General features: G+C 62.4%; 15 protein-coding genes and 2 pseudogenes. 11 read left to right on the top strand and 6 right to left on the bottom strand.

Annotated elements, in window-relative coordinates; translation table 11 throughout:
• Positions 1–192: 192 nt before the first annotated feature.
• From OHT76_RS05640 to OHT76_RS05605, 8 genes and pseudogenes are all read left to right on the top strand, one after another.
• A pseudogene (locus OHT76_RS05640) lies at positions 193–889 on the top strand (transposase); the annotation flags it as partial.
• A 586-nt stretch (positions 890–1,475) separates the two neighbouring features.
• The gene (locus OHT76_RS05635) at positions 1,476–1,607 is read left to right on the top strand and encodes a hypothetical protein (RefSeq protein WP_328869633.1); all 132 of its coding nucleotides are present in this window, start codon (positions 1,476–1,478) and stop codon (positions 1,605–1,607) included.
• A gap of 239 nt (positions 1,608–1,846) precedes the next feature.
• Positions 1,847–3,001 (top strand): hypothetical protein, encoded by a 1,155-nt coding sequence (locus tag OHT76_RS05630; protein ID WP_328869632.1) that lies wholly within the window; start codon positions 1,847–1,849, stop codon positions 2,999–3,001.
• Positions 3,002–3,059: 58 nt separating this feature from the next.
• Entirely contained in the window at positions 3,060–3,749 is a 690-nt protein-coding gene (locus OHT76_RS05625; protein ID WP_328869631.1) for a 2OG-Fe(II) oxygenase, read from the top strand.
• Positions 3,749–5,674, top strand: coding sequence for a B12-binding domain-containing radical SAM protein (locus OHT76_RS05620; protein WP_328869630.1), 1,926 nt, complete (start codon positions 3,749–3,751; stop codon positions 5,672–5,674). The genes OHT76_RS05625 and OHT76_RS05620 overlap by 1 nt, the downstream gene beginning before the upstream one ends.
• Positions 5,675–5,701: 27 nt before the next feature.
• Positions 5,702–6,730, top strand: a complete 1,029-nt coding sequence (locus OHT76_RS05615) for a ThiF family adenylyltransferase (protein ID WP_328869629.1) — start codon at positions 5,702–5,704, stop codon at positions 6,728–6,730.
• Positions 6,727–8,004, top strand: coding sequence for an MFS transporter (locus OHT76_RS05610; RefSeq protein WP_328869628.1), 1,278 nt, complete (start codon positions 6,727–6,729; stop codon positions 8,002–8,004). The genes OHT76_RS05615 and OHT76_RS05610 overlap by 4 nt, the downstream gene beginning before the upstream one ends.
• The gene (locus OHT76_RS05605) at positions 8,004–9,383 is read left to right on the top strand and encodes a hypothetical protein (protein WP_328869627.1); all 1,380 of its coding nucleotides are present in this window, start codon (positions 8,004–8,006) and stop codon (positions 9,381–9,383) included. The genes OHT76_RS05610 and OHT76_RS05605 overlap by 1 nt, the downstream gene beginning before the upstream one ends.
• Positions 9,384–9,647: 264 nt before the next feature.
• Here the strand turns inward: OHT76_RS05605 and OHT76_RS44095 are convergent.
• A protein-coding gene (locus OHT76_RS44095; RefSeq protein ID WP_443049720.1) for an IS630 family transposase occupies positions 9,648–10,714 on the bottom strand; the annotation gives its coding sequence in 2 pieces (ribosomal slippage) (positions 9,648–10,268 and positions 10,271–10,714; 1,065 coding nt in all).
• 459 nt (positions 10,715–11,173) lie between these two features.
• Here OHT76_RS44095 and OHT76_RS05590 point away from each other — a divergent pair.
• Positions 11,174–12,433 (top strand): IS110 family transposase, encoded by a 1,260-nt coding sequence (locus tag OHT76_RS05590; protein ID WP_328869624.1) that lies wholly within the window; start codon positions 11,174–11,176, stop codon positions 12,431–12,433.
• 3 nt (positions 12,434–12,436) lie between these two features.
• Here the strand turns inward: OHT76_RS05590 and OHT76_RS05585 are convergent.
• The 5 genes and pseudogenes from OHT76_RS05585 to OHT76_RS05570 form a co-directional block, all read right to left on the bottom strand.
• Positions 12,437–12,862 (bottom strand): annotated as a pseudogene (locus OHT76_RS05585) (transposase); the annotation flags it as partial.
• A 501-nt stretch (positions 12,863–13,363) separates the two neighbouring features.
• Positions 13,364–13,687, bottom strand: a complete 324-nt coding sequence (locus OHT76_RS44090; protein WP_443049908.1) for a winged helix-turn-helix transcriptional regulator — start codon at positions 13,685–13,687, stop codon at positions 13,364–13,366.
• A gap of 344 nt (positions 13,688–14,031) precedes the next feature.
• Entirely contained in the window at positions 14,032–14,829 is a 798-nt protein-coding gene (locus tag OHT76_RS05580; RefSeq protein WP_328869623.1) for an SAM-dependent methyltransferase, read from the bottom strand.
• Between the two features lie 54 nt (positions 14,830–14,883).
• The gene (locus OHT76_RS05575) at positions 14,884–15,114 is read right to left on the bottom strand and encodes a DUF397 domain-containing protein (protein ID WP_328869622.1); all 231 of its coding nucleotides are present in this window, start codon (positions 15,112–15,114) and stop codon (positions 14,884–14,886) included.
• Positions 15,111–15,944: a helix-turn-helix domain-containing protein gene (locus OHT76_RS05570; protein ID WP_328869621.1), complete on the bottom strand. Its 834-nt coding sequence runs from the start codon at positions 15,942–15,944 to the stop codon at positions 15,111–15,113. The genes OHT76_RS05575 and OHT76_RS05570 overlap by 4 nt, the downstream gene beginning before the upstream one ends.
• A gap of 377 nt (positions 15,945–16,321) precedes the next feature.
• On the opposite strand from OHT76_RS05570, the gene OHT76_RS05565 reads away from it, so the two are divergent.
• Together OHT76_RS05565 and OHT76_RS05560 are read left to right on the top strand one after the other, a co-directional pair.
• The gene (locus OHT76_RS05565) at positions 16,322–16,819 is read left to right on the top strand and encodes an ATP-binding protein (protein ID WP_328869620.1); all 498 of its coding nucleotides are present in this window, start codon (positions 16,322–16,324) and stop codon (positions 16,817–16,819) included.
• Positions 16,820–16,855: 36 nt separating this feature from the next.
• Positions 16,856–17,656 carry a winged helix-turn-helix transcriptional regulator gene (locus tag OHT76_RS05560; RefSeq protein ID WP_328869619.1) on the top strand — a complete coding sequence of 267 codons (801 nt, stop codon included), beginning with the start codon at positions 16,856–16,858 and terminating at the stop codon, positions 17,654–17,656.
• Positions 17,657–17,757 lie beyond the last annotated feature (101 nt).

The following is a 17,757-nucleotide window of genomic DNA, read 5'->3' as shown; positions in this document are numbered from 1 at the left end:
TCATTTGTACGCGGACATTAGAGAGGTGTAGCGCTACGAACTGCCCAGATTGGTGAACAGCATCCGCTTGTTGCCCACCGAGAAGCCGGACGGCCTGTAGGGCGCAGCCCGAGCCATGGCGGTCAGCCGCAACGGCCAGAGCGTTGCCCTCGCTGGCTCTGCGGGCAGTGCCCTCTGACGGCGTGACGGACAGCCCACGAAGTCCTCAAACTGGCTCCAACTCCCACGCGAGCTGCTCGGCTGACTCGCGCCCAGCTCCAAGCCGCCCTCAAGCGAGCCGGCCGCCAACGCGGCATCGAAGCCGAGACCGAACGCCCTTCGTGAGGTCTTCCGCGAGGACTGCACCCACTATCCTGCCCTCGTCGAGGACGCCCTCGGCAAGCAGATGCTCGCCCTCCTGGTCCAGCTCCAGGCCGCCTGCACGGCTACCGACGACCTCGCCCAGGCGGTGGAGGAAGCTTTCCCTCAGGATCCGGACGCTGAGATCATCCTCAGTTTTCCCGGCCTCGGCGTCCAGCTCGGCGCCCGGGTGCTCGCTGAGATCGGGGACGACCGCAGCCGTTTCGTCGACGCCCGCGGCCTGAAGGCATACGCCGGCTCCTCGCCCATCACCCGGGCCTCCGGCAAGAAGTCCAGCAGCACCCGCCGCTGGGTCAAGAACGACCGCCTCAACCACGTCGGCTACCTCTGGGCCTTCTCCGCCCTCCGGGCCTCGCCCGGAGCCATGGCCCACTACCGTCGCCGCCGCGACGAGCACGGGGACTGGCACGCTGCCGCCCAGCGCAACCTCTTCAACCGCATGCTCGGACAGATGTTCCACTGCCTCCAGCGACGCGAACTGTTTGAGGAGAACACCGCATTCCCAACTGCCGTGGCCGCTGCGGCTTGACGACTTGGGGTCGTGAGGTGTCTTCCTCGGACTCGCCGTCTGCCTGATCACCCACCGACACGTCCAGAGGCATTGTGAGGGCCAGTAAGTCATGGCTGCTGCGAGGGAGCCAGGTCATGTCGGACGCCCTACCGGTGACGTAGAGGACTTCCCGTCAGCCGCGCGTCGTCCACGGCGCGGGCACCGGCGGCGCGGCACGGTTCAGGTCCTGATGGATCCCCCGTCATGCCCGCTTGGCCCGAACCGCATGAAGTCAATAGCCAAAGCCATCCTCATCCCTTGTCGGCACCGCTGAAGAGGTTCTAATCACAAGGGGGACAGCTTGGCTACTGTGCCGGAAAGTGGAGTATTCAAGAGCTTGCGATGATTTACATTCAAACCAGCCCCAATCGGGCACCTGAGATGGCGAGGCGCCGCTCGAAGCCCCGCCATCCTGCTTGAAATGACCGGAATCCGGCCCTTGACGCGCGCTTTAACGGCTGTGATGATCACTGATCATCCGGTGGTTCTCTTTCCTGTTGCATGGAACCGGACGGATGAGTCCTGAAACCGTGAAGCCAAGGCTTCTAAAGAAGGGATTGCGGGCATGGAACCCACCATCATGGAAGATGACGTTCGGGCGGAAATCGCCTCCGAGACGGAGGAGCTGAGCGACTTCGAGCTTGAGTTTGACCGCGAGCGGCTTGGTGACGTGCTCGAGGTTGTGCACAGGAGCTAGACATTTTATGGCGTGTGCCCGGCAGGGCACTGTCGGGCACAGGTCGTTGGGTGATGAATTTGAGAATTGCGCTGGACGCGCCTCCGTTGCATTCAGAATGGCGTCGCCCGGTTGATCACAACGGGTACTTCCTAAGTCACCATCTAGTGGCCCCTGTTTTCCGTGCGTGCCGAACCGGTGAGATCGATGTGTCTCTCGGCTCGTTGTACCACCACTCAGACACTGCATGGGAACTCGTAGTGCGTTCGACCTACGGTGTCACAACCAAGGCAGATGTCGAGCAGATCGCGCACGCGATACGAGGGTACTTTTCCCCGAACGGCTTCGGGTATCGGCGAGGGCACATCCCATTTCCGCTGCACACTCAGGTTTCTGTTCAGGGCAGATCCATACGGATCGCCCTGTCCCGCCCTGTGACGTTTCTCCCCCACCTGCTTGGCCTACCCTATGTGTCGCCCCCTCCTCAAGGTGGAACAGAGGGGCGAATCGCGCCTTTCTTCCTGACCCGCCAAGAAAAGGACTCCTATATTCTCACGCCTAATGAAGCAATATCCCAGGGGCGCTTTCCGGACAGTGTTGAGATGCGGGTGATCAAGGACAATGATCACGCGCTCGCGCTCTTCGAACGCGGAGAATTGGACATGACCTCGACCACAGGGCTTGGGCAGGTGGCGGCACAGGAGCTGCGTGATCACCCCCGGCTCACTTCACGCGCTCTGTCCATATTCGGAAACCTTGAATTCGGCGCCCATTCAGCATCGCTGCGTTCAGATGCTGAATTGAGAATAGGTATTGCGAGGGTGCTCGACTGCAGGAGACTGGCGGATGTGGCACCAGATCTACTGATCGGCCATCCAGAATCACTTCACGCAGAGAAAACACCAGATCAAGCAACGAAAAGGAAGATTCGCAAGGCTCTTACTAAGGCAAACCGCATCATCTATGCCGACTTCCCGCCCAACGGAGGCATCGTTTCCGCGGTCGTGAGCACAATTCGAAGTGAATTCGGGGTAAGCCTGCATCCTGAGGCGTTGTCGCTACCGCAATATGCGCGCAGGATGGCGAGTTCAAATTTCGCCCTCGCCTACACTCTCACGGTTCCAGAGTTCGAACATCCGGCTGCGGCTCTGATGCCTTGGCATTCCAGGGGTACTGCCGCACGAGGGGCCGAATTTTCCGACGCGCGACTGGATGAAATTCTGGAATCTGCGGCGGCTGTTCGTGACGGTCAGGGAGAGTGTTGGAATGCCGCCAGTCGCCGTTTGCGTGAAGTAATTCCTAGGATACCGCTCACTCAGACTATTTCAAAATTCCTGATCGACCCCAGCTGGTCACATATATCTTTCACGGGCATGGGGGCTATTCGGGTGGAGAGCTACGCGAAGGGGCAGTGAAGTGATTGTCAATCAGACGAAAATGGATCAGGCCCGGCATTTTATAGATGCTGCCTATATGACCGAGCAGGCATTGAAGGAGGTCTCCAACTGGCATGAGTCCGTTCCGTCGAAGCCGCTTCATCTGGTAGATTTTCTGAAGGAACAATGGGCGGCACGTCTGGCTGATCTCCTTGCTACGCTGCCCGTGTGGACCCGCTTTTGTCGCATCTACGATGGTGCGGACTCCGATCGTGCAGTCACTGAAGAGGAGTGGGAAAAGAGCCCACTCAAGTGGGCCCGTAGCTGGCTGGCCGGCGGCTCGAACCTAGAGAAGGCCCTCCACAGCGGAGTGCTTACCGACCGGAACCGAAGGACGCTGGAGCAGATCCTCGCGTTCTCCACTCTAGGTGGGCCCTTGACTGCATGGCTTTCGGCTGCGACCGGAGTCGAACTCGATGACAGGGGTACTTTCGAGTTGGCTGCTTACAGTGCGGGGGACTGTCTTGGTGAGCACCAGGACCGCATCGAAGAACGCGTCTTCGCTGTCAACTTCTACCTTGACCCGCATTATGCCGTGGGTTCCGGCGGCCGTCTCGGTTATCGGAACGAAGAAGGCGAAGTCTCGTACGTAGATCCTCTCTTCAATTCGGTGTCGATCCTCCCTATCCAGAAGGACTCATTCCACTGGGTGGAGGAGTTCCAAGGGGTTGGCCGTGGGCGGCTCACTATCAGTGTCGGGCAAAACCGTGCCCGGGGGGAGGGATGATGACGGTGGATCCCACAGTCTCATTGGTCTTCCCACCGTTGGTCGAGACGAGCCTGGGCGGCTACTACCCCTCACTGGCGATGCTGGACGGGTGGTTGCTCAAACACGGCGTCATCTCTCGACAGGCGGACCTTAACGCGGAATTTGCAGAATTCATTCTGGCCGCGGGTGCGTTGTCGGATTTGGCTACGGGCGTTGCTCCAAACGTGGCTCCGGACAGCCTGCCCGCAGCCCTGGCCCGATGGGCTCAGAATAACGCCGACCAGCTGATTGACGCACATGGGGTCTTTCATTTCGGTCGGACTGCCCCTCTTGGCTACGTCATGGAGGAAATAGCCCGTCCCTTCCTCCTCGACCCGACGCCCGAGGAGCTATTCGGGCTGGCGCACACTGAAGCGTCGGAGTGGGCTAGGCAGTGGCACTCCAGGTTCATGCAGTCCCGTCGATGGGACGTCGTGTTGCCCCAGAGCGTCCGCCTATTGGGTATTTCCGTCCCCATGGGGCCGCAAATCATCCCTGCCCTTTTGATGGCGGAGGCAGCACGCGCAGCCGGGTTCTCCGGACGCATCATCCTTGGGGGCCCGGCCCTAAGCTTGATGGACGACGACGACCTTGAGCGGCTTCTACGGTCGAACCGAGCTGTTGATGCCGTAGTTCGCTTTGATGGCGAGATGCCATTGCTGAAGCTGGCGCAGCAGACCGCATCTGAAATCTGGGTTCCTGCCGATGTCGCCGGTTGCACCTTCATTGACGAAGGTGGGGCTTTTACTGTTGTCCCGCCTGGCCCGGGGCTTCGGATGTCTGAACTCGTATGTCCTCGGTACGACGAGGACATACTCCGCCGTATTCCGGAGCCGGTCTTCAGCGTCACACAGGCTCGTGGCTGCTATTGGGGGAAGTGCGACTACTGCGACTTCGTCGAACTCTACGACGGGAGCCCGCCATACCGGGGGCGCCAACCGAATGCAGTCGTTGAGGAGATGATCGAACTCAACCGCCGCTATGGCGCCACTAAGTTCACCCTCGTTACGGAGTCGATACCTCCGGCTTTTGCTCGACGGATGAGCAGTGCCCTGTTGGCGCGCGAACTGCGGTTCCAATGGGACTCCTTTGCCATGGTTGACCGGCGCTTCGACGCCGAGCTGCTCCAGCTAATGGCAGACGCGGGGTGTACCGCGCTGATCATCGGTATGGAAACCATGGTCAGTCGAGTGTTGAAGCTCGTGCATAAATCCGCGGATCGCGAGGAGAATATTCGCTTCCTTAGAGAGGCTCGCGATACCGGAATCAAGCTGGGAATCAACCTGATCCCGGACCTGCCGTCGACTACGTATGAAGAAGCGATCAGTGCACTGAGTGATATCAAGCAGTACAGCGACTGCATCGATTCAGTGTCGGTATTCCCGTTCGAGGCCACGAAATCATCCAAGGTTGGCCGTTCGCCAGAGAACTTTGGTCTGATAGTCGAAGCGAGTTCACTCATCGGCGGCCAGGCCCAGTACACACTTAACAACGCGGGGCTGGTCGATCCAGCGATGACGCCCCACGAGCGCATGCAAGTCCATGAGGTCTATAACAGATTCTCCCGGGAACTGAACCGCGAGCGCGCCGAAGGCGCGACCTCGTCGGAATCTGTACAGGTAGCCTCGCCGCAACTCGTCGAGGACCGGCCCAGTCGTATGTTCCGTTTCGCTGTCGAGGAGTTCGACTGGCATGTTTACGCTGAGCTTCTCACCGTCACACAGGTGCGACGGCGAGAAGTGGCCCGGATATCCCACCGGATCGATGGACTTGTCGAACCCCTGGTAGATGGTCGGCGGTTTAGTTTCTCGGATTTCCAGGAAGTCACGAGGCTAGGCCGCCAAGCCGGAAAGCTCCTGGGGAATCTTATTGATGCGGGCATCGTAATGCCGGTAGAGGAATAGTGCGAGGTCCGGATGTCCGAAGGTGTTGTGCGTCTCCTCGAGACTGTTTCCTCGACGCTGGTCGACGACGGGTTTGTGCTCATTCAAGGGCGGCAGTCCCTTCGCGTGCGCGCGCCCCGTGCGTGGTCAGAGAAAACACTCGCTCAGTTGCGTCAGGGCTGGCTGTTGCACGACCGCTGGGACGCGGTCGGCGGACGCCAGTTCCTGCAACTCGTCGAGGAACTCGAGCGCATGGGCTGGCTCCGTAAGTCGTCCACAGTCGTGTCGGTGCCACCGCGCTTGGAGCGACAGTTCGGATATCTGACCTTGTTCGGTGCGGATCCCGATGCCATGACCGATCGGCTCATGAGGGCGTCGGTCGCGCTGCTGGGAGTCGGCGGTGTGGGCGCTGTGGTCGCCCAGCATCTCGTGGCCGCCGGCGTCGGGTCTCTCGTTTTGATCGACTACGACCAAGTCCAAATCCACAACCTTAACCGCCAGTTGGCGTTCACGGGTGAGGACATAGGACGGCCCAAGACTGAGGCGCTGGCGTCTCGGCTGCGCGCTCTTGACCCTGAGCTGCAGGTACGGACGATCCACCGCAAAGTAGAGGTGCCGGACGACCTGTCTGACGTCTCCAGGGTCGACATGCTCGTCGTGTGCGCTGACACTCCCGGCGAGGTTGGAACCATCGCATGGAAATGGTGCCTGGCCAGTGGCACACCTTGGATGCGTGCCGCAGTGGGCCATGAGGAGGGCTACTGGGGGCCTTTGCTTGATCCAGGGTTGGGACACTGTCTGGGGTGCTTCGATCAGTGGCGTCTGGGGCAGCTGAGCGATCTGGAGCAACAGTTGGAGAGGGAACTCCGGCAGCCGACACCCTGGTCCTTCGGCCCGACCAATACTGTCGTGTCCGCGTGGGGGGCACACGACATCGTCCAATACTTGTGCGGGGACACCCCCGTGTCGCTGAATGCCCGAGTAACTGTTGACTTCGGCACACCCGCTGTTAGGCGTTCGGTGCAGCCACCTGTACGAGCCTGTGAGGGGCACTGTTCTGTGGGAGCGCGGACGTGAAAAGTATCCGCTCGGTAGGCCCGGGCTTTGCGCGGCTCTGGGTTTCGGAAACCGCGTCACTGGCGGGGTCCCAGGTGACCCTCTTCGCCTTGCCGCTGGTTGCAGCCGTAACACTCGATGTGAGTGCGTGGGAGATGGGGGTCCTGGCAGCGTCGGGATCGGCCGCCAACCTTGTGTTCGGGCTCTCTGCCGGCGTCATGGCCGACAGGTTCGAACGCATACGGCTCATGCAGGTGTGCAATGTGTTGCGTCTGGCCGTGATCGGCTCGATCCCCTTGCTGTACGCGGTAGATTATGTCTCCGTTCCCGTCATGTGCGTGGCTGCATTCGCAGTGGGTGCTCTCACACTCGTGTACGACAGTGCGAAGGCTGCAGTCGTACCCAGGCTCGTAGAACGAGGCTCCCTGACGACAGCGAACTCATGGATGCAGGGAAGTGTGGCCGCAGCCGATGTGGCGGGCCCGGGGCTGGCGGGGGTCCTCGTCCAGATACTTGGAGCACCGCTTGCTCTGCTTGCTGATGCAGCGAGCTACCTGATTGGCGTAATATTTCTACAGGGCACGCCGCGTGTGCCTCCAGAGCGGGAGGAGCACTCCGAGGGCCACTTCAGCGCAATTCGGCGTGGTTTCAGCTATCTGTGGCGGGACTCGGTGCAGCGCCCACTGGCCCTGGCGGCGGGTCACTACAACGTGTTCCACGCTATGTTCTTCGCTGTCTTCACCCTTTTCGCTCTGCGTGAACTGCACCTGACCCCGCTTCAGCTCGGTATCGCCGGAACCTGCACAGGAATTGCCGGCATTTTGGCTGTATCGGCCAGTACCTGGATCGCCGATCGTCTCGGATACGGGCGCGTCATGGTTGCTGTCTACGCTCTGCCTGGAGCTATCGCCGTTGTTATCCCCATGCTGCCTGCGGGGAATCAGTGGCTCTCCCTGGTAGTCGTGTCCGTATGCGAGTTCCTCTGGACCATTGTCGTCGTCGTCAACCTGGTGGTGAGCGAGTCCATCAAGCAGGTACGGACACCGGACCCACTGCTGGGGCGGGTGACGTCTTCTCTAAGGTTCCTTTCCTCCGGAGCAGATCCGATCGGTGCCCTCCTGGGAGGTGCTCTTGCTTCCACCCTGCTGGGTTTGCGTGGAACGCTTGTTCTTGCCTCCGTTGGGCTGGTGACATCCACTCTCTGGCCGTTGTCCCGACAGGTTCGTCGTATTCGTACGCTCGATGACCTCGAATTGGGCCAGTCCCCGCCCAAAGCGGAGGCTGGTGCGGCCTGATGACCACGGAATCCTCTCTCGACTGGTCTAAGGTCAGCGGCGTCCTGGGCGATCGTGGAATCATCTTGATCGGCAGGCCGAAAGACGAGTTTCGGTCTCTGGCGCGGGTTATCGAGAAAAACTTGGGGAAGAGCCTGCATATCATCGCGAATGAACACTCATGGACCGGCGATGCTGACCGGGGTTCCGTGGCGCTGGGGTACACCAGCCCGACCGGCATCTTCCATGCGCTTCATTCGGTGCTGACCGATCCTCCTCCCGCGGTAGTCGCACAATTGGCCGGCTTCGATCCGCGCCGTCGAGCCTTGGTGATCTCAGATTCCAACGTGGTAGCCCCCGCGTTCGATGGCAGGCGGGTGCTTGACTCGCGGTCTCAGGAATTGGCACGTCTCGAATACCCCGGTGCGGTCACCGAGGTATGGAGACGAGCTGGACTGGTTACGACGCCGACTCGGGAGGTTCTGGCACCGTTCAACGATCTTTCGCAGGCGTGTGCGGACATTGACATGGGTTACGGCGTCCTGTGCTTTGGAGATCGTCGGCTCCCCGTGCAAGAAGCCCTGGAGTCCGTGCGCGTCGTCCGTGATCCGGTGGGCGCGGGGCAGGCGAGTGCTTGGTTGCATCTGACCTCTGAGCGGGCTGTCGTCCAGCCGATGTTGCCAGGTGTGCCTGTGGCCACGTCTGGGATGGTGATCGGTGAGCGTGTTGTCACGCTGCGGCCGCAGGAGGAAGGGCTGGTCTTCGACCGAAGCAGCGGGGCACTATGGCATGCGTCCTGTTCGACGCTAGCGCTATCCGGGCAGGACGAGGAAACTCTCCGGAGGACGGCAATACAAGTGGGAGCCGTTCTGCGGGAACATCATTCATTCCAGGGCGCATTCAGCGTTGGTGGCTGGCTTAGAAGAGGAGCCTTCACCCCCTCGCGCCTGACGACGCGGACTACACGTGCGCACCGTCACGCCATCGGGGCTGGCATTGGCGCCAGTTGGAGTGTCGTCAACGCCCTGGCAGTGGGTCGTGTGCTACAGGAAGCGGATATCGAGGGCACTGGTTTTCGGGCGCACGCTGCACTTCGTGAGCGCCGCAGTGTATCTATGGGCCTCTCGACGCATGCGAATCCCGGTAGGCGGGTTGTGGGTAAATGGCTTGTTGTGAAACCAGACGGTCGAGTTTGCGAGAGCCGGGACCGCACACCGTCCTGTCTGCTCTGGCTGTCGACGCAGGACGGCGGGATCATCACTGGTCTCGGGCTGGAGGAGATATTCCGAGGAGCTCGCCATGCTGACAGACTCGCAGAACTCTTGTCTTTGGCGACATCGTGGTGGCCGGGTGCAGGTTTGCACGGTGTTTCACCGGTGTGCAGTGGACAGTCTTATTGAGCCTCTTTCATCCTGCGCCTGGGGATGAAATCGGTTGGTCAGGTGGAGTGACACGGCGAAGCCCCTCGTCGTTGGTGTGGTGATCTCACTCAGCACGCCATCGGCCGGGGGCTTCGTTGGTTCCGTATCCTTCCATGCTCGATGTTCCGTACGAGTTGGTTGAGCACCTCTCGTGGCTCATCTACGCCCGAAGGAATGAACTTCGCACACGTTGGCGAAAGTTGGGGTGCTTTACTGAGCTTGAACTCGGGTTGTCGTATTGGGTTATGAGGGGTGGAGGGTGAGTCCCGTTTCTGCGAGGCAGCCGTCGAGGAGGGCCGGCCGGTACTGGATCTTGCGGAGTCCCTGGCGGACGGTGCGGATGAGGTGGTCTGTGTTGGTGAAGGCGACGTTGGTGGTGTAGCCGCGTCGCAGCAGCGACCAGATGCCTTCGACCGGGTTGAGCTCGGGAGCGTAGGCGGGTAACTGGACGACGGTCAGCCAGTTCTGGCCGTCGATGAAGCGGCGCATGTCCGCGCAGAGATGAGTGCCGAGGTTGTCCCAGATAAGGATGATGGGGGCGCGGAGCTGACGGTGAGCGGCGATCAGGAGGTCTCGGTAGTCCGTCCAGGCAAAGCTCCGGCGGCCCTCACGTCGGCTGCCATGCCGCTTGGGCCGGTAGATCAGGCGGGAGGGTTGGCCTGTCTTGTAGCAGGCCAGGGCGGCGATGGACAGCTGGCGCGAGGTGCGGCCGCGCACCCTGATCACCGGGGTGTGGCCGCGCCTGGCCCACGTGCGTGCGGTGGGCGGCGTCATCGAGAAGCCGGCTTCGTCCTCGAAGACGACCCATGCGTCGAGCGCCGCCGCGGTGTTTCCACGTGCGGCCAGGTCTCCTTCACCCAGCCACAGATGGCCTCCTCGTCGCGTTCGACGGCCCGTCTGGTCGGCACCTGGCAGGAGAAGCCATGCCTGATCAGCAGCTTGCGCACCCCTTGCAGGGTGTAGCTCTTATGGAAACGCCGGCCGATCACGGTCTTCACCCGTGACAGTGTCCAGCGCTGGTCCGGCCAGCCGTGCGCCACCGGCCCCTTCGCCAACTCCGCCTCCAGCTGGGCGAACTGGGCATCGCTCAACCGGGGAACGGAGGCGGATCCCGCTGACCGCAGGGCCCGCGGGCCGCCCTTGTCCCACAACCGCCGCCACCGCTGCACCGACCGGACGCTGACCCGTAACTCCGCCGCGATCGCCGAACTCGGCTCACCAGCGGCGAACCGCTCTGCGGCCATCATGCGGATCCCCTCGCGGAACTGCCGGCGCTCGTCCGACAGACCGCCGCCCTGCGCGTACCTCATGACAACGGAATACCGCGAGGATCAAGCCCTGTCAGCAACTGCGACAACCCGAGTTCAATCTCAGTAAGTCCGATCGTGTCGGTGAGGATGCCCCGTTTCCTGCCGACGATCTAATGGGCGGTAGCTGAGGTCGCTGAAGGCGCCTCCTCGGCGCCGGCCGCCGGCGTCAGCACAACGTCTGCCGACGATCCGGGCCTTGAGCCCTCAAAGAAGACTGACGTGTGCTGACGCTCGCAGTCGGCGTCGAGAGCGATCACTTGATCACCGATGATGATCGTGGTCCAAGCCCCCTGCGGGAACTACCTCTTACGTGCTCGGGAGCCATCCAGCTCCGATCAAGACCGAGGGCCCCGCAGGTCGCTGGGGTCATGAACGGCTAATCGGATGTCGGGCCACCGAGCCCTTCCATTAGAGAGACGCATGCCCTGCACGGCTATGACCAGCCAAAACACAGGTGCGATGAGAAAGCGTGAGGCGAGTGAGAGCGTTCTGCGGATCGACTGGGCCAGCGACCACCACGACATAGCCGTCGTCGACGAAACGGGTTCACTGCTTGCCCGGGCTCGCATCGATGACACCGCGGAAGGGCTCGACCAGCTGCTTCGGATGCTCGCCGAGCACGGCGACTCTCTGCAGGATCCCGTTCCGGTGGCCATCGAGACCTCTCGCGGACTCCTGGTCGCCTGCCTGCGGGCGACGGGCCGCCCCGTCTACGCCATCAATCCGATGGCCGCCGCCCGGTGCCGGGACCGGCACACGGTCTCCCGCAAAAAGTCCGACCACTTGGACGCCATGGTGCTGGCGAACATCCTCCGCACCGATGCCGCAGCTCACCGCATGCTTCCCGCAGATTCCGAAGTGGCCCAGGCCGTCGCGGTCCTTGCCCGTGCCCAGCAGGACGCCGTCTGGGACCGAACCCAGGCCGGCAACAAGCTGACCTCCCACCTGCGCGAGTATTTCCCCAGCTATCTGGCCGCCGTCGGACACCGCCGCGAGGGCATCGATCACGCCATAGCCCGGGCTCTCCTGGCCGCGGCGCCCACCCCGCGCCAGGCGGCCAAGCTGACCCGGGCGCAGCTGCGGGCCGTGCTGAAGAAGGCCGGCCGCAAGAACACCATCGACAGGGAGGTCGAGCGTTTGCATGGCGCGCTACGCGCTTCTCAGATGCGCCATCTTCCCCTTGTCGAGGAGGCCATGGGACGCCAGGCAGTTGCGCTGCTTCGGCAGCTGGAGGCCGCATGCGCGAGTGCCGATGATCTCGCCGAAGCCGCAGTGCAGGCGTTCGAAGCCCACGCTGACGCCGAGATCATCACCAGTTTTCCCGGGCTGGGCCCGCTCAGCGGGGCCCGAGTTCTGGCCGAGATCGGCGACGACCGGACCCGGTTCGCCGACGCCAGAGGTCTGAAGGCGTACGCGGGATCCGCTCCCGTCACCAGGGCCTCCGGCAAGAGCGTGTCCGTCGCGGCCCGCAGGGTGAAGAACCAGAGGCTGGCCGGCGTCGGCTACATGTGGGCCTTCTCAGCGATGGCCCACTCGGAGGGAGCCCGAGCCCACTACGACCGTCGACGTGAGGCCGGAGATCGACACACGGCCGCCCAGAGGAACCTGTTCAACCGGATGATCGGCTGCCTTCACCACTGCCTTTCCCACCGCGTCCCGTTCAACGAGGCCGTGGCCTTCCCAACCACACGAGAACCCCACCTCGCCCTGGCCGCTTGACTCCTTCTTCGCATCGGATGTCTTCTTGGCGGCGTCGGTTCCCTGGCTGGTCAGGGGCACGTTGGTGGAGGTCTTCACGCTCTGGGTGTCGATCACGGAAGCGGTCGGTTCGGGCTTGCGTCCTTCCTTCACGCGGGCCAGGCCGGTCAGGTCGTAGTTGAGGTGGGTGAGGATTCCCTCGTCACGCCAGGCGGCGTAGTAGGCGTAGACAGTGCCGTGGTTGGGGAAGTCGTGCGGGAGGTATTTCCAGGGGATTCCGGTGCAGTTGATGTAGAGGAGTGCGTTGAATACGTCGCGCAGGTCGACCTTGGCTGGCTGCCCGGTGGGCCTGCGGTCGAGCCGAGCCTTTCTCCAGGCCGTCAACGTCGGCTCGATTAAGGCCCATCGGGCGTCGGACAGGTCGCTGGGGTACGGCTTCCGCTGGCTCACGCCGTAGCGTGATCATGGACGCGGCGGACGGTGCTGTTCCGCTGCTGATGCGCGTTTCTGCCTGATCTTCAAACCAGACGGACTTCGTGCACGAGAGCCGGAGTAAACGGGCGGCCAGGTTCGCAGCTCGATGGACGCGAGGGTGCACGTATGGGGCAAACACCTCAAGCCTGACGGTCATGAAAGTTACTTACCGACATAGACCATCTCCAAATGCCCACTAAGGCAAGGGATTTCGGCGCGGACGGCACCAGGCTGGCCACCGTCAGCACTGACGGCACTGTGCGGTTGGGGATGTGAGCCGCCTCAGCGCCTGACACAGATATTGGCCGCCCTGTCCGGAGTTCGCGGGACGAGGTAGTCACCGACCGACGACTTGTCGCTCGTTACAGCGAGCACGCCCGCGATGCCCGCTTCACCTGATGGGATGGGCTGGGAAAATTGACGACCTCGGTGGCGAGGCGTTACCGAGAACCCGCGTGGGCGCAGGTGTACGGTCGCTCAGCGGCTCCGATCCTCTTCGCGTCGTCGTTGTTTGGTTCGGTCAAGAAGGTCGACATGCTGCTCAGCCCACAGGACCATCGGCCCTACTGCGGCCACTAACTCCCTAGCAGCTGGCGACAGTTCATAGGTAGCCCTGTACGGGAACGCAGGTTCACGGCTATGCCTGATGAGTTCGCCCTGCTCCAGGCGCCGCAGAGTCCGATTCAACGGGCTGTCCTGAAGTCGTCGGTGCTTCCGTACCGGCCATCCGGTGTCGGTGTCCTGTGCGCGAATCGTGTTGAGCAGGTTTGTGTATTGGAGTGGGCCGTTGTGGAGGGCCACGAGGACGTCCCAGGTCCATTCGCCATTTACCAAGTGGCGGACATTGTGGATGCCTCGGAGGAAGCGATCACCTTCAGGTTCCACGAGGATGGGGTGGTTTTTCCTCTCCTCCCCAGGCCAGTTCGACTGCCGCGCGGAGTTGTTGCTAACCGAACTACTTCGTCGCCAACGGTTTTTGCGGTTGGGCACTTGATACTCCCTCAGGAAGAGTTCGCCACGCGTTGGTGCTACAACGGAGTCGTCGACGACGACCCCAGAGGCAGAGCGGAGGTCTGGTGCGCCACTTCTGCCCCTGAGATACACCACAACTGCGACGTCACTTCAAGGTCAGTGCCCGCGGTCCCTCACGGTTTGCGCCCCACCCCCACGTAGAGGGGTTGCTCCTCGCGAATTCGCATCGCGGAGTTGGGGTGCCAGTGGGTCGCCACCACGACGCCGGGCTCGCATACTTCGAGGTCCTTGAAGAATTCAACAACTTCGCCGTGTGCCCTGGCCCTGACCGGGGTCCCGCCGGCGCGGTAGATGGCGTCCACGGTGTCCCAGATTTCCGGGTTGAATTCATAAGTGACGTGGGACAGCATCAGGTAGCTGCCGGAGACCATCGGTTCCAGCAGCGTTCGTACGATGTCGTAGGGACCTTGCTCGTCGGTCACGAACTGCATGAGGGCAACCAGCGACAGTCCGATGGGGCGGCTGAAGTCCAGGTGTTCGCGTGCGTAGCGCAGGATGGTCTGCGGATCTAGGACGTCGGCATGGATGTACGCGGTACGCCCCTCCAGCGTGCCCCTGAGGAGTGCTTCGGCGTGCCGAAGGACGATGGGATCGTTGTCCGCGTACACCACACGAGTACTCGGTGCTACCTCCTGGGCGATCTGATGGAGGTTCGGCTCGGTGGGGATTCCCGTACCGATGTCCAGGAACTGATTCACGCCCCGCTCGGCTAAGAACCGAGTGGCGCGCTGCATGAACTCACGGTTGGCCCAGGCCGTCTCCTTGACCCCGGGGAAGATCTTTATGATCTTCTGAGCTGCCTCGACATCGACCGGGTAGTGATCCTTTCCGTCCAGGAACCAATCGTAAATGCGTGCCGAGTGAGGCGTGCTGGTGTCGATCTGGTCCGGGCTGAATCCACTGTCCGTCACTTCGATGCTCCGTTGACGATTCGATCGGATGGTAAGTTCTTCAGCATGTAAACCTCACGCGACCAAGAAGTCGGCCATGCCGGACTTGGCGGCCTCGACGAACTGGGCAATCGCTGGGGTGGTGCATATGAGGGCAGGGCCTTGAGGGTCAGTGGACTGCCTCAGTGCGACCTGACCGCTGTCGAGTACTTTCGCCTCGACACAGTTGCCACCGTTACTGCCACTCCATGGCTTGTGCCAACCTTCAAGTCCCAAGTCCTTGGCGGCGTTTGCAACGTGCGTCATTTCTCTAGCTCCTTGCGGACGCTCATGAGGAACTCCCTGCTGCGTCCCTGAGACATTGCTTGAGCGCTCATCCGGTCGAACGTCTCACGGTGCAGCGCGACTTCCTCCTCGTCTTCGGTGTACTTGGCGCTACTGAGACTGTCGATGCCGACGATGTCGGGGAAGTCCGGCATCGGGAACCGGAAGAGAGTGAAGGGGCCGAATGCACCGGGATGCAGCCCCGCGGTGAAGGCCATCACCTGGAGGGTCACATGGGGGAGATCCATCGCCTCGATGAGGTGATCAATTTGTGCCTGCATCACGGCGGGTTCGCCGGCCGGTCGACGCAGCACGGTCTCGTCCATGATGATCCATAGCTGTGGTGGCGGCGGATCGGGACGGGTCAGCAGCGCCTGGCGCGTCAGTCTGAGGGTTACGCGCCGATCCAGTTCATCCGGCTTGGGGCGTGGTCGACTGAGGGACAGGACGGCGCCCGCGTAATCCTCGGTCTGGAGGAGACCCGGGACGACGTGCGGCTCGTAGCCCCGGATGTGGCTGGCCGAGTTCTCCAAACTCACGTGAACGGCGAACCACTCAGGAAGCGCGTCGCGGTAACCCTGCCACCAACCGGACTCGTTGGCTTTGACGGTGAGCGTGAGGAACTCCTCGGCTTCCTGCTGCCCGACGCCGTAGATCTCCAACATCGCTTTCACGGTTGCCCACTTCAAGGCGACCTTGGCCTGTTCCATCCGGATGACGGTCGTGTGAGCCATGTGCAGTCGCTGGCCGACTTCCTGTGCCGAGAGGTTCGCGGCGCGCCGCAGCTCCTGAAGGCGTCTGCCGAGCACCATTTGCAGAACGGTCGGGGCAGACCGCGGTGCGCTCACGTCGCATGCCTCCTCGAAGCCCGGTCGACCAGCAGTTTGCCACGACCCTCGCATCACGGACAGTCTGTACAACAAAACTCTGCACTGTGCGAAGTGAGGGGTTGCCAAGTGACGGATGGGGCGCGCATAGTGACGACGTGACCAAGCTGCCCGCGTTGAACGGCAGGTGCAGGCTGCAAGCAGCTGAGCCCCGTTGCCGGGTACTCCCGCCCCGGATGCCGTGCGTCTCGCCTACGTCGCGTCACCATGCACGCAAGATCCAACTCAGGTGACGGCGTTACACGTCCCAACCCTTCACGCACAGTCGCGCCCGGCATTCGCCCTACCGTGAGGAATCTGCCGTGGCCCCGACCAACGCCACTACCACCGGAGATCGGCCTCCCGCCCTGGACGCTGAAGCGCGCCGTGCCGTCTTCGTCCTGCGTGCTGATGGCGAGGCGGTGGGTGAAGCCCGTCACTTGGTCCTCGAACAGCTCAAAGGCTGGGACGTCCATCCAGAGGACTGCGACACGGCTGCTCTCGTGGTCAGCGAGCTGTTCACCAATGCTGTGATCCACACCAGCAGCCAAACCATCGCCTGCCGTTTAGGTGACACCCCGGAACAGCTCCTGATCCAGATCGAGGACGACGGCACAGGTCGCTCCACCCCAACTCCTCAGCGAGCGCACCCTCATGACGAGGGCGGCCGTGGCCTGATGCTGGTCAAGGCTGTGTCCCGGCGATGGGGCCTGGGCTCGTCGGAGAACGGACGAGGACGCATCGTGTGGGCCGTGCTCCGCGCACACCGGGCGCGACGAAGCGACCACTTGGCGAATGCCGATGAAAGGCGTTGGACCTGAATGGACGCAGACTTAAGACGGCTCCGGGGGACAGGCATGACCCTCGAGCTTCTCCGGAACCGCTGGACCTACCCGTTCCTCGTCGCTCTCCTGGACGCACCGCTTCGCCCGGCCCAACTACTTGAGGCCATCACCGAAGGGATCGAACGCAACGTCGATCTTGTAGGTCCCCGCGTCCTCCATGAGAGGTCGCTCTTTACGACGCTTCAGAGGATGGAGGCCGAGGGACTTATCGTCCGCAGGACGGACCTCTGCTCGCCGAACGGTGTCGCCCCGCGTGACCTGACGGCGATGAGCCGAGGTCTTCTGGCCGCCTTGGACCGCATCGCAGCATGGGCGAGCGTGCATCGCGAAGAACTAGCGACCGCACTTCGCAAGCGCCGGGGCCTGCCACAACCAGGCGCTGGATCCGGCGAGTCCGTGTCGGCCGGTACCTCGACTCTGCGCCCGGACCGGGAACATTGGCGCGGTGTGGGAATGGCATTGGTGACTCTGCGACTGCGATGGTCCTTCTCCGTACTCTGCCAGCTGAGCCACGGCCCGCAGCATCCGACGGGGATCACCGCTGCGATCAACGCCGGCATCGCGAGGAACCGGGACATCGCCGGCAGGCGCTCGCTGTCCGAGAAGGTCCTCTGGGACACCCTGCATCGGCTCATCGAGGTCGGCCTCATCAACCACCAGCCGAGGGTAGGCCAGTTCGCATCCACGGCCCAGTGCACCCTCACGCCGTCCGGCTACGCGCTCCTGGCGGCCCTCGCCCCGATTGGTAACTGGGCCGTTGAGCACGAGACGCACCTGACCGCGGTCGTTCGTCGGCGCCGAGGGCTGACCTAGCCCCAGGCGGGTCCAACAGCCGTTCCCCTCTGACTTCCTGCCTACTTGCCAATGGGTTGGCCGATTAGATCGGTAACCCCCAAAGCAGGTCATCGGTGCAG

Source organism: Streptomyces sp. NBC_00287, assembly GCF_036173105.1.
Lineage (GTDB): Bacteria > Actinomycetota > Actinomycetes > Streptomycetales > Streptomycetaceae > Streptomyces.
This window is presented reverse-complemented; position numbering and strand designations above follow the sequence as displayed.